The organism is Nocardia sp. NPDC004604, from assembly GCF_040609795.1.
GTDB lineage: Bacteria > Actinomycetota > Actinomycetes > Mycobacteriales > Mycobacteriaceae > Nocardia.
Genome location: NZ_JBEXLC010000021.1, coordinates 68,404 through 79,817, shown reverse-complemented (window position 1 = coordinate 79,817; position 11,414 = coordinate 68,404). Strand labels below are relative to the sequence as shown.

Below are 11,414 nucleotides of genomic sequence, written 5' to 3'. Positions count from 1 at the left end.
TTAAATTATATGACCCTAATATGAATGAATTAAAATTTCCAGTTGGTTTACCCATCCCTCCAGCCCGTGCCGCCACAGCTGCCGATCCGCGCGCGATGGCCGGGCGGCCAGCAGCATTCCGATGCCGCAACACGAACCGAACAGGCCGACCAGCGCGATGATCTGATAGGGCGCGGTGCCCGGAGGCGTATGCGGAAGCAGCCAGCCGAGCCACAATCCGAGCAGCACCAAATACCCGGCGGTCACCCCGAGCACTGTGCGGAGAATGCGTGCGTGGTCCATACCAGCCTCCACCCCGACTGCCCTGCATCTCCAGGATAGGTCCGCCCGGTCCGGTGTGAGTGCGCCTTGACCAGAGCTGTGACCTGCTTGTATCCGGTGCACTGGCATGACGATGACCGCTGGCTCGACGGCGGGTCCGCCTACGTCGCCAACGGTGGCTCGGCGACACCCCTCGACGCCGCCGTGCTGCTCTCGGCGGCGTCGTTGGCCGACTCAGCCCTTCAACCGCAGTACCGCGAGCACCCGGCGGTGATGGGTATCCGAGGGCGGCAGATCGAGTTTGGTGAAGATATTGCCGATGTGCTTCTCGACGGCGCGTTCGGTGACCGTGAGCGCGGACGCGATCGCGTTATTGGACAGGCCCTGTGCCATCAGTTCGAGGACCTCGCGCTCGCGTGGGGTGAGCCGAGCGAGCGAATCCTGTTGGCGCGAAGCACCCATCAGCTGACTCACCACCTCCGGGTCGAGTGCGGTGCCGCCGGTCGCGACGCGGTCGAGTGCGTCGACGAAGTCGCCCACGTCGGCCACCCGGTCCTTGAGCAGATAGCCGACGCCGCTCGCGCCACCGGCGAGAAGTTCGGTGGCATAGCGGGTTTCGATCCACTGTGAGAACACCAGTACGCCGGTGAGCGGATATTTGCGGCGCAGTTCGATCGCGGCGAGCAGCCCCTCGTCGGTGAAGGTCGGCGGCATCCGGACATCGACAACGGCAACGTCGGGGTTGTAGGTGCCGACCACATCGCTCAGGGTGCTGGCGTCGCCGACCATGGCGACCACCTCGTGGCCGCGCTCGGTCAGCAGCCCGGCCAGACCGTTGCGCAGGATCACGCTGTCCTCGGCGATGACCACCCGCAACGGCGTACTCATCGCGGTCCGGCCATCGGCAGCAGGATGGTCACCACGGTCGGCCCGCCGGTCGGGCTCTGCACGGTGAGCGTGCCGTCCACTGCGCGGGCTCGCGCCGCCAGCCCCGAGAGTCCGCTGCCTGCGGCATGTTCTCCGGCCATCGGCTGCAGCACACCTCCGATTCCGTTGTCGCGTACCGAGACCGCGATGGTATGCGCATCGGTTGGCAGCACCGACACCCAGGCACTGGTGGCATTCGCGTGTTTGACCACATTGGTGAGCAGTTCGGCGACCGAGAAGTAGGCGATCGCCTCGATGGCCGGATTCGGCCGCTGCGGCAGGTGCACCCGCAGCTGCACCGCAACGGCACACCGCGACGCCAGCGTTTCCAGCGCGGGCTCGAGCCCCAATTCGAGTGCGGGCGGATGGATTCCGCGCACCAGTTCGCGCAATTCGGTCAATGCCTCCTTGACGTTGGCGCGCGCGTCGGCGATCAGATCGCGGGCATCGCCGCCCGTGGCCAGTCGCTCCTCGGCCCGGCCGAGCGCCATCGCCATGGTGACCAACCGCGCCTGCGTACCGTCGTGCAGATCCCGCTCCACCCGGCGCAGGGTCGCCGCCGAATCCTCCACCGCCGCACGCCTGCTCGCCAGTAACTCGACCATCTGCCGGTCCCGTGCGGTCGCGGCAAGCAATGCGGTGGTGAGCAGCCCGTGGACCCAGCAGACCGCGCGCAGCAGCCACGGCAGGGCGAAGCAGCCGATGATGCCGACCGCCGACATCAGCAAAACCCTTGGCCAGGTTTCGATGTAGAAGGAACCGAACTGGGCGAGTGAATGGTGTTCGACGCCGTTGTCATCGATATTTATCGGATCGAAGAGCACCCATGGAATGGGCGACAGGGCCGCGAATACGGTCACGGCGACCGTGATGAGCACGAAATAGCCGCCGACCACACCGAGTACGGCCTGCGCGAACAGGAACAGGATGGCCCGCCAGCTCGCGCGATCGGTGAAAGCGCTCTTCAGGAATCCGAGGAAGCCCGGTTGCGAGACGTAGGGCGGCGGCCCGTCGACCGGCGTATCGAGCAGATCCCTGGCCAGCGCACGATAGACCTTCCCCCAGATTCGCCCGCCGAGAATCACCAGTGCCAGTACCGGAATGCCGATGAGGACGATCGAGGCGTACAGTCCGCCGCCGAATCCGAAGAACAGATAGCCGATGGCGAGTACGCCGATCACGAAAACCGTGAAGACATAGGCGAGTTGCTTCCAGGTACGAGCCTGAAACGGTGCCCGCAGCACCGCGCGCAGCACATCGCGCGCGGCGGTACCGGGCTGGCCGGTCGGCGCGTCGATCACGAGGGTTTGTGTCTCGGTCATGGGCTCCATGGTTGTCGCAATCGGGGCGGCGTTCGATGGAGCTGACCGCCGAATCCGTGGTGTAGCCAGCTACACCACCAACTAACATCCTGCGCATGAACTACCCGCCGCCACCGCCGTACGGTTCGCCGTATGGCTACCCAGCCTATGGGCCACAGGATCACCCGCAGGCCATCACGATCATGATTCTGGGGATTCTCGGCTTGCTGCTGTGCCAGTTCCTCGGACCGGTCGCCTGGGTGATGGGTAAGAAGGCCCTCAACGAGATCGACGCGTCCGGCGGTGCGATCGGCGGTCGGAGCAGCGTCATGGCCGGATATGTCTGCGGCATCGTGTCCTCGATCCTGCTGATCCTGACCATTCTGTTCATCATCACCATGGTGATCCTCACCGTCCTCGGCGTCCTGGACAGCTCGTCCTCGACCTACTAGCCGCGCCGGGGGAATTAGCATCATCGGCGTGAACCACCCCACGCCGGATACGGCTGAACAGCCAGGACCCACCGAATGGGGCGAGCACCCGCACGGAGTCGGGCCATGGGCCGAGGAGCACGACGGGGCGCCGCCGACCGATCCCCGCTACGACCCGCAGCTACTGGCGGGCGGCGACCGCCGCAATGTCGTGGACGCCTACCGCTACTGGTCGCGGGATGCGATCGTCGCCGATATCGACCGGCGCAGGCATCCGTTCCATGTGGCCATCGAGAACTTCGGGCACGACGCCAATATCGGCACCGTGGTACGCACCGCCAACGCCTTCGCCGCGGCGGCTGTGCACATCGTCGGCAGGCGGCGCTGGAATCGGCGCGGCGCCATGGTCACCGACCGCTATCAGCACATCGAACATCACACCGATATCGGCGAGCTCATCGCGTTCGCCGAGCGGGAGCGGCTGACCGTGGTCGCCGTGGACAATGTGCCCGGTTCGGTCCCGTTGGAAACCGTCGAGTTGCCACACCGCTGCCTGCTGCTGTTCGGACAGGAGGGGCCCGGTGTCACCGAACATGCGAAGGGTGCGGCCGCGCTGACGGTTTCGATCGCGCAGTTCGGTTCGACCCGCAGTATCAATGCCGGAGTCGCTGCCGGTATCGCCATGCACGCGTGGATTCGGCAACATGCCGATTTGACGTCGGCTTGGTAACGAAAAGATCCCTATGAACCGGCGCGAAGCTGGCACCATTGACCCATGACCTCGCGGAGCCCGGAGAGCGGGCGCGACGCTACATCCTCGTCCGCGCTGTGGTCGCACCGGGCGGATATGGCCGAAGCCGCGATCGTCTCTCGGCACCTGCGTGCCCTATGGGGTTGTCCCGGAACCGATTTGGGTGTGGTGGGCTGGCCCGCGACCAGTCGCGAGCGCGTCTTCGTCTCCTGGCACTACTGGTGGCAGGCGAATCTGATCGACTGCGCGGTCGATGCCGCAAACCGGGTGCCGACTCCGCAGCGCCGCAAGCGCATTGCCGCCATCGCGCGTGCGCACCGGATCCGCAATATCACCGGCTGGACCAATAGCTACTACGACGATATGGCTTGGCTGGCTATCGCTCTGGAGCGCGCCGAGCGGACCCAGGGCATCACCGAGGTGCGCGGCGGTCTGGTCGCACTCGAGAAGGAGCTGTACGGGGCATGGGATCCGGCGCGCGGCGGCGGCGTGCCGTGGCGGGTCGGCTCGGACTACTTCAACGCACCCGCCAACGGACCGGCCGCGATCGCGCTGCTGCGCCTGGGTCGCCAGGCCCGCGCACAGGAGATGGCGGACTGGATCGATGCGACGCTGCGCGATAAGGAATCCGACCTGATCCTCGACGGCATCCATCTGCCCTCCGGTGAGATCGAGAGCCCGACTTTCACCTACTGCCAGGGCGTGGTGCTGGGTCTGGAGGCCGAACTCGCGGTGCACACCGGCGAGCCGCGCCATACCGAACGGGTGCACCGGCTGCTCGCCGCGGTCGAGGAACACATGACCACCGACGGGGTGATCAATGGTGGCGGTGGTGGCGACGGCGGTCTGTTCAACGGCATTCTGGCCCGCTATCTGGCGGTGGTCGCGCTGATGCTGCCCGGCGACGATCGGGAGCAGGCGGCCGATCGGCGCGCCGCGGCGGATATCGTGCGCGCCAGCGCCATGGCGGCCTGGTCCAACCGGCTGGAGGTCGAGGGTGAACCGCTGTTCGGGCACGACTGGAACCAGCCCGCACAGCTACCCGGTGGCCCGGCCGGCGCCGGATATTTCACCGCGGGCGGCTCGGTGACCTCGTCACAGGTGCCCGAACGCGATATGTCGGTACAGCTGTCGGGCTGGCTGCTGATGGAGGCGGCGTTCCAGGTCAGTGCTGCCGGACTTTAGGAATCAGCACTCCGATTCGACCACGCCGGTGGGCGCGGCCTCGAGATCGAAATCCTCGGCGGGTTTGGCGATCTCCTGCCGGTAATGCCGGATGCCGAGCGCCGTTCCGATGATCAGCCCGGCCACCAGCGTCCCGATGACCCCCGGCATGAGCCACGGCACCCGCTCCAGGAAACTGCCCGCGTAGTAGCCGATGAGCAGTAGCACCGGCGCCCAGATGATGGCGCCGATCGTGCTGGCCACGGTGTATTTGCGGTGGTCCATCTGCGCCGCGCCCGCGACCATCGGGCACAGCGTGCGCACCCACGGAATCCAGCGCGAAATGAGCACCGCGAGGAATCCGTGCCGCTGCAGCAAATCGGTGACCCGCTGCAGATTGCGGGTGTTGATATATCGGCCGTTCTTCCTGGCCACCAGATGATGGCCGGTGCGGTGGCCGATCACATAACCCACCTGGTTGCCCGCGACGGCCGCGATCATCGCGCCCACCGACAGCGCCCAGACATGGGCCTCGCCGGTCGCATTGGAGGCCATCACGATGCCCGCGGTGATCAGCATCGAGTCACCGGGCAGGAACAGCCCGATGATCAGCGCGCATTCGAGGAAGACGAAAGTGAGCACCACCGTCCAAACGAGCGCGGGGCCCGCCGAGGTCAGCGGATCGAAACTGCCCACTGCTAGGGGCAACTGCGCAGTGGACACCGGCTCAGTGGGTCGGCTCGTTCGTCGAGGCGGTCAGCGCGGTGTCTTGCTGACCGGCCTCGTCCGCACCGCGGTTCAGGACTTTCTTCGCCACGGTGATGATGCCGGGCAGGATCGAGAGCAGGACGATGAGCAGGAAGATCGGCTCAATGTTCTTGCGAATGAATTCGATATTGCCGAGGAAGTAGCCCAGTACGGTGACACCGCCGCCCCACAGGATCGCGCCGACGATATCGAAAGTGACGAACTTGCGGTATTCCATTTTGGACACACCCGCGAGCACCGGCATGAAGGTGCGCACGATCGGCACGAAGCGGGCCAGGATGATCGTCTTCGGACCGTACTTTTCGAAGAAGGCGTGCGTCTCGGTGACGTAATGCTTCTTGAACAACCGGGTGTCTTCCTTGTGGAACAGCGCGGGCCCGATCGCCCTGCCGATCCAATAGGCGCACTGGTCACCGGCGAAGGCGGTCACCATGACGGCGGGCAAAAGCACCCAGATCGATACCGGCGGATTGTCCGTCGCCGAGAGCAGGCCACCGGTGAACAGCAGCGAGTCGCCGGGCAGGATCGGGAAGAGCAGACCGGTCTCGATGAAGACGATCACCAGGATCGCCGGGAGCACCGCGTTCTTCAGCCACGTCTCCGTAAGCAGGTGCATCGGGTCCAGCAACTGGGTCAATGCGACGTTGCTCGTCACCGATTCTGTCGCTGCCAGCAGAATCACGCGGCCTCCTGTCCCGGGTACGGCTGGCTGCATTGCTTTGCCACCGCATCGGAAGCTGCCAGCGCAATTACGCGGCCAACAGTACCGGGTCCAACTGAGAAACCTCTCGCTGTGCGAAAAGTTCGTCCCGGCCGACCGGCCGGTTCGGATGGTCCCGCCGCCGCGCAGGACGGTCCCCTGACATCGTGCGAAAGCGCGCTGGCCTACTCTGAGGGCTGACAGAATTGTCTTTTTCCGCACAACACGGAGGTCTTCACAGTGCCCATCGCGACTCCGGAGGTCTACGCCGAGATGCTCGGTCGGGCCAAAGCGAACTCCTTTGCCTTTCCGGCCATCAACTGCACCTCCTCGGAAACCGTCAATGCCGCTATCAAGGGCTTCGCCGACGCGGGCAGCGATGGCATCATCCAGTTCTCCACCGGTGGCGCGGAGTTCGGCTCGGGCCTGGGTGTGAAGGACATGGTTGTCGGCGCCGTCGCGCTCGCCGAGTTCGCGCACGTGGTCGCCGCGCGCTACGACGTGACCATCGCGCTGCACACCGACCACTGCCCGAAGGACAAGCTGGGCACCTTCGTGCGTCCGCTCATTGCGATCTCCCAGGAGCGGGTGAACTCGGGCCGCAACCCGCTGTTCCAGTCGCATATGTGGGACGGCTCCGCGATTCCGATCGATGAGAACCTGGAGATCGCCAAGGAACTGCTCAAGGCGACGCACGCGGCGAACATCATCCTCGAGGTCGAGATCGGCGTCGTCGGCGGTGAAGAGGACGGTGTCGAGGCCGAGATCAACGAGAAGCTCTACACCTCCCCCGAGGACTTCGAGAAGACCATCGACGCGCTCGGCGCCGGCGAGAACGGCAAGTACCTGCTCGCCGCGACCTTCGGCAATGTGCACGGCGTGTACAAGCCGGGCAATGTGGTGCTCAAGCCCGAGGTACTCGCCGAGGGCCAGCGCGTCGCGGCGGCCAAGCTCGGCCTGGCGGCCGACGCGCAGCCGTTCGATTTCGTCTTCCACGGCGGTTCGGGCTCGCTGAAGTCGGAGATCGAGGATTCGCTGCGTTTCGGCGTGGTGAAGATGAATGTCGACACCGATACCCAATACGCGTTCACCCGGCCGGTCGCCACGCATATGTTCACCAACTACGACGGCGTGCTCAAGATCGATGGTGAGGTCGGCAACAAGAAGACCTACGATCCGCGCAGCTACCTGAAGAAGGCCGAATCCGCCATGGCGGCACGTGTCGTCGAGGCGTGCAATGATCTGAAGTCCGCGGGTCGCTCGATCAGCGCCTGACCCTTTCCCCGCGGTGTACGCGTCAGGTCCGGAGGCAGCAGTGCCCGGACAAGTACAGTCGGCCGCAGGCCGCCCGTTGCGGGTGGCGGTGGGAGACGGGTGGGCCTACGTAGGGCCCGCGGACACCGCAATTGGAAACGGGGGCATTTAGCACATGAGTCTGGATGTGCACGTGCTCGGGCCCGTACGACTGCTGGTCGGTGGTGAACCGGTAGCGGTCGGCGGGCCCAAGCCGCGAGCCTTGCTCGCCGCGTTGACCGTCAATCGACGGCGCGCGGTGGCTTCGGCTGCGCTGGCCGATATGGTGTGGAACGAGGATCCGCCCGACTCCTACGCCGCCAGCCTGCAGGTATTCGTCTCGAATATCCGCAAGGCGCTGCGTAATTCGGGTGTGGATCCGGCCCTGGTGCTGCGCACCGAATCATCGGGCTATCGGCTCGAGATCCCGGAGGATGCCTGCGATCTCGGACGCTTCGAGGCGGCCAGGGATGCGGGAGCGCGCGCCGCCGAGGTCGGCGATCACGTCGGTGCGGCGCAGCTGTTCGGGAATGCGTTGCGCGAGTGGAGCGGTCGGGCACTGGCCGATCTGGCCGGATTGCAGTTCGCCGATGGCTTCGCCACCGCGATGGACGAGGAGCGGCTGCAGGCCGCTTCGGCCCGCATCGATGCCGAAATCGCCTGTGGGCGTGCCGCATCGGTGATCGGCGAGCTGGTCTCGATGACCAATGAGCATCCGCTGCGCGAGCCGCTGTGGGGTCAGCTGATCACCGCGCTGTATCTGTCCGGTCGGCAGGCCGACGCGCTGGAAGCGTGCCGCCGGGTGCGCACGGTGCTCGCGGAGGAACTCGGCATCGACCCGGGCCCGGTGCTGGTCGATCTGGAACAGCGGGTGCTGCGCCAGGAGCCGCTGAGCACAATGGAACTCAAGCGCACCGAGCGGCTGGCCGCCGCGATGACCGAGACCGTCACCGAGATGCCGCGTGCGGTCCGCAGCGGACAGCTGCGCATGCCGGACGGCCGGGTCATGGCAATCGCGCAGGGCGGCATGCGAATCGGCCGGATGACCGATAACGATCTGGTCCTCGACGATCCGAAGGCCAGTCGCTATCACGCGCACATCATGCCGAGCCGGGCCGGACTGCTGATCAAGGATCTGCATTCGGCAAATGGCGTGTACGTCAACGATGGCGCGATCGACAACGGTGCGCTGCTCGCCGACGGTGACACCATCCGCATCGGCGCGACGGTACTGGTGTTCCAAGCGGTGCAGTAGCTCGCCCGGTCGCGAGCCGGGCGGCCTGCTCGGCCGCAGCCTCCTGCGGGTCGCCCTCAGTCGCAGGCGATACCGTCGCCGTCCGGGTCGAGGTACGGCGCGTAGCCGGGCTGGCCGCGGTAGAGCGGGAGCTTTCCTGCCGCGCGCACCTGATCGCAATCGGTGTAATACCTCGGCGACTCCTCCTTCGACGTCTCCGGTGGCGGGACGTTCGATCCCTTCGGACCGGGCCGATAGCTGGGCACCGGAAGCGAACTATCGGGCCCGGCAACGAATTGGACGGTGGACGAACCGGCGGCAGCGATCGGCGACGCGATCGCGAGGCCGCCGATCACCAGACAGGCGGCACCGAGCGCGGGCACAGCGCGGTGATAGATCAATGAAGCTTTCACATGCTCCATCCTGCTCCGCTTCCCGTGTCGCTGTCAGTGCCGTTTATTCGCAGGCGATTCCGTCGTTGTCGCGGTCCAGGTGGGATGCGTATCCGGGTCAGCCCGGTGCAGCGGAGCCTTACCGGCTCGGCGGACCTCGTCGCAATTTCGGTAGTAGGGCGACGGTTGGGTCTGCGGTGGTTGTGCCTGGGGCGGTTGCGTGCGGGGCGGCGGGTTGTTCGGCACGTTCTGCTGCGGTTGGGCGGGCGGGCACAACTGGGCGGAGCCCGAGTTGCACAGCAGGTCGGTGCGCGGATCGGCGGACGCCGTCGGTATCGTGAATGCTATTGCGGCGGAGGCGATCAGGATCGCCGAAGCGGTTCCGAGCAGCGACCCGGCTGCAGAGCAGGTTTCATGGGTGTCCTCTGGTCGAATGGAACCACCGGGGGCCCCTTGCTCCCCCGGTGGACGGCCACTCACCCCGACTCGAGTTGTCGCTTCGTGGAAGGTAGCAGGGCAGTCGCGCTGCGGTCCCGAAAATGGAGTGGGAGTTTGCTGTTAATTCTGGATATCGATGCGGTGGATGGTGCTCCGGTCGGTAAGTCGGACGAGGTCAAGGGGGCAGAACAGGTAGGGTCGGGCGCTGGTGCACGGCATCGCGAAGGGCATCGATGCGGCGCGGTGGCCGGGAGGCGGATGTCCATTTTGCGCGAGATATCAAGGGGTTGAGGATGACTCGGCGGTGGGTGGCGGTGCTCGCTGCGGTCGTGTGCACGGCCGCGGCACAGACGTTCACGGGTCGACCCGCTGGTGCCACGCCGGAGGCAATCGGGCCGGTGCCCGGTCCGTGTGTGAGCGATCCGCCCGCGCAGCATGAGGGCCTGGTGCCCAAGACACTCGAGGTGCCGATCCCGTATCCGGTGATCACCGTGCTGCCGCCGGATCGGCCCGCAGCACCGCCGACGCGGACGGAGATGGAGTTGCCGTCGAATCCGTGCACCAACCCGTGCCCGGATCTGACCGATGCGCCGACACCGCCGCCGAGCCTGGCCAGCCGACTCGGCATTCCGGAAATTCTTCTGAGTCCCAAGCCCTTCCACTTCGCGATACCCGGACCAGGACCGGATCCGGGTGCGGTGCCGCCGCCCCCGCCGCCGGTGGATCCGCCGACCGAGCCCGCCCCGCTGTCCCCGGCCCGGCCCGCGCCGCGCATCGGTTCGGTCACCGAGGTAGCCAAGCAGACCGGCGCGAATTCGGTGAATCGCACCGATAAGCGTTGGCAGGTGGACGGCACCGACCTCGGGATCATGTGGGAGAGTGCGCCGGGGGAGATCGCCACCGCCTTCGGTGACACCATCGGGCGCGGCTTCCGCCCACCGGGCGGGGTGGGGATGGATTGGCGCAGCAATGTGCTGGCCTTCAGCACCGACCGGGACCTGTCCGACGGTATGACCTACGACCGGATGGTGACCGACGACCGCTGCCACGCGGCGGAAGTGCTCTCCAGCCGCAAACTCGACAATGTCGAGGTCACCACGATTCCGACCTCCGGATTCGCGCTCGGCGTGCGGCAGTATCTGAGCTATATGTCGATTCGCACCTGGAACAGCTTTCCCGGTACGTTCTTCACCAATTACGGCGGCATCGCCTATTCCGATGACCACGGCCAGACCTGGACCAAGGATCCCTACGCGCGCTGGGACAACATCTTCGGACTCGCGAATTTTCAAGTGAGCGCAATGGTTCCGCAGGGCGACTACGTATACATGTTCGGCACGCCCAATACTCGGCTCGCGGCGGTCGGCCTCGCCCGGGTATCGAAGGATCAGCTGCTCAATACCACGGCCTATCAGTACTGGCGCGACGGAAACTGGACTCCGGTAGGTGGATTCGGCTCCGCGAGCCCGATCGTCGACGGACCGGCCGGTGAGCTGTCGGTGCGCTTCGACGCCGCCCGAAATGTTTGGCAGATGAGCTATCTCGATACCGCGAAGGTGGCTCTGGTCGTCCGCGAATCGAATTCACCGCAGGGCGTGTGGTCCGATGCCGCGCCGACGGTGCTGGCGACCGACTACCCGGAGCTGTACGGCGGATTCATCCACCCCTGGTCCTCGGGTTCGGATCTCTACTTCAATATGTCGACCTGGAGCGACTACAACGTGTATCTCATGCACGCGACCATCGAATGAGGT

General features: G+C 65.8%; 12 protein-coding genes. 6 read left to right on the top strand and 6 right to left on the bottom strand.

Annotation, left to right across the window (positions count from 1 at the left end; genetic code table 11):
• Positions 1 to 15: 15 nt before the first annotated feature.
• The 3 genes from ABZW16_RS10800 to ABZW16_RS10790 all read right to left on the bottom strand — a co-directional run bounded on the left by ABZW16_RS10800 (position 16) and on the right by ABZW16_RS10790 (position 2,510).
• Positions 16 to 282 carry a hypothetical protein gene (locus ABZW16_RS10800; protein ID WP_354954490.1) on the bottom strand — a complete coding sequence of 89 codons (267 nt, stop codon included), beginning with the start codon at positions 280 to 282 and terminating at the stop codon, positions 16 to 18.
• 213 nt (positions 283 to 495) lie between these two features.
• Complete coding sequence (locus ABZW16_RS10795; RefSeq protein WP_354954488.1) at positions 496 to 1,149, bottom strand: response regulator transcription factor; 654 nt, start codon at positions 1,147 to 1,149, stop codon at positions 496 to 498.
• Entirely contained in the window at positions 1,146 to 2,510 is a 1,365-nt protein-coding gene (locus tag ABZW16_RS10790; protein ID WP_354954486.1) for a sensor domain-containing protein, read from the bottom strand. Before ABZW16_RS10790 ends, ABZW16_RS10795 begins: the two co-directional genes overlap by 4 nt.
• Positions 2,511 to 2,605: 95 nt before the next feature.
• On the opposite strand from ABZW16_RS10790, the gene ABZW16_RS10785 reads away from it, so the two are divergent.
• The 3 genes from ABZW16_RS10785 (at position 2,606) to ABZW16_RS10775 (ending at position 4,856) form a co-directional block, all read left to right on the top strand.
• Positions 2,606 to 2,941, top strand: coding sequence for a DUF4190 domain-containing protein (locus ABZW16_RS10785; protein ID WP_354954484.1), 336 nt, complete (start codon positions 2,606 to 2,608; stop codon positions 2,939 to 2,941).
• A gap of 28 nt (positions 2,942 to 2,969) precedes the next feature.
• Positions 2,970 to 3,650, top strand: a complete 681-nt coding sequence (locus tag ABZW16_RS10780; protein WP_354954482.1) for a TrmH family RNA methyltransferase — start codon at positions 2,970 to 2,972, stop codon at positions 3,648 to 3,650.
• 117 nt (positions 3,651 to 3,767) lie between these two features.
• A complete protein-coding gene (locus ABZW16_RS10775; protein WP_354954508.1) occupies positions 3,768 to 4,856 on the top strand; it encodes a glycoside hydrolase family 76 protein in 1,089 nt (362 codons plus the stop codon).
• Positions 4,857 to 4,859: 3 nt separating this feature from the next.
• Here the strand turns inward: ABZW16_RS10775 and ABZW16_RS10770 are convergent, their stop codons facing one another.
• A complete protein-coding gene (locus tag ABZW16_RS10770; protein ID WP_354954480.1) occupies positions 4,860 to 5,543 on the bottom strand; it encodes a DedA family protein in 684 nt (227 codons plus the stop codon).
• 19 nt (positions 5,544 to 5,562) lie between these two features.
• Positions 5,563 to 6,219, bottom strand: coding sequence for a VTT domain-containing protein (locus ABZW16_RS10765; protein ID WP_354954506.1), 657 nt, complete (start codon positions 6,217 to 6,219; stop codon positions 5,563 to 5,565).
• 324 nt (positions 6,220 to 6,543) lie between these two features.
• Here ABZW16_RS10765 and fbaA point away from each other — a divergent pair, with 324 nt between their 5' ends.
• Together fbaA and ABZW16_RS10755 are read left to right on the top strand one after the other, a co-directional pair.
• Positions 6,544 to 7,578: a class II fructose-bisphosphate aldolase gene (gene fbaA, locus ABZW16_RS10760; RefSeq protein WP_354954478.1), complete on the top strand. Its 1,035-nt coding sequence runs from the start codon at positions 6,544 to 6,546 to the stop codon at positions 7,576 to 7,578.
• A gap of 154 nt (positions 7,579 to 7,732) precedes the next feature.
• Positions 7,733 to 8,851, top strand: a complete 1,119-nt coding sequence (locus ABZW16_RS10755; protein WP_354954476.1) for a BTAD domain-containing putative transcriptional regulator — start codon at positions 7,733 to 7,735, stop codon at positions 8,849 to 8,851.
• Between the two features lie 56 nt (positions 8,852 to 8,907).
• Here the strand turns inward: ABZW16_RS10755 and ABZW16_RS10750 are convergent, their stop codons facing one another.
• On the bottom strand, positions 8,908 to 9,243 hold the full coding sequence (locus tag ABZW16_RS10750; protein ID WP_354954474.1) for an excalibur calcium-binding domain-containing protein: 336 nt from the start codon (positions 9,241 to 9,243) through the stop codon (positions 8,908 to 8,910).
• A 710-nt stretch (positions 9,244 to 9,953) separates the two neighbouring features.
• Here ABZW16_RS10750 and ABZW16_RS10745 point away from each other — a divergent pair.
• Complete coding sequence (locus ABZW16_RS10745) at positions 9,954 to 11,411, top strand: DUF4185 domain-containing protein (protein WP_354954472.1); 1,458 nt, start codon at positions 9,954 to 9,956, stop codon at positions 11,409 to 11,411.
• Positions 11,412 to 11,414 lie beyond the last annotated feature (3 nt).

What these genes read in the sequence shown, in the direction of transcription:
- ABZW16_RS10800 (WP_354954490.1), bottom strand. Translation starts at nt 282, where the DNA reads ATGGACCACGCACGCATTCTCCGCACAGTGCTCGGGGTGACCGCCGGG.
- ABZW16_RS10790 (WP_354954486.1), bottom strand. Translation starts at nt 2,510, where the DNA reads ATGACCGAGACACAAACCCTCGTGATCGACGCGCCGACCGGCCAGCCC.
- ABZW16_RS10755 (WP_354954476.1), top strand. Translation starts at nt 7,733, where the DNA reads ATGAGTCTGGATGTGCACGTGCTCGGGCCCGTACGACTGCTGGTCGGT.
- ABZW16_RS10795 (WP_354954488.1), bottom strand. Translation starts at nt 1,149, where the DNA reads ATGAGTACGCCGTTGCGGGTGGTCATCGCCGAGGACAGCGTGATCCTG.
- ABZW16_RS10775 (WP_354954508.1), top strand. Translation starts at nt 3,768, where the DNA reads ATGGCCGAAGCCGCGATCGTCTCTCGGCACCTGCGTGCCCTATGGGGT.
- ABZW16_RS10765 (WP_354954506.1), bottom strand. Translation starts at nt 6,219, where the DNA reads ATGCACCTGCTTACGGAGACGTGGCTGAAGAACGCGGTGCTCCCGGCG.
- ABZW16_RS10745 (WP_354954472.1), top strand. Translation starts at nt 9,954, where the DNA reads ATGACTCGGCGGTGGGTGGCGGTGCTCGCTGCGGTCGTGTGCACGGCC.
- ABZW16_RS10785 (WP_354954484.1), top strand. Translation starts at nt 2,606, where the DNA reads ATGAACTACCCGCCGCCACCGCCGTACGGTTCGCCGTATGGCTACCCA.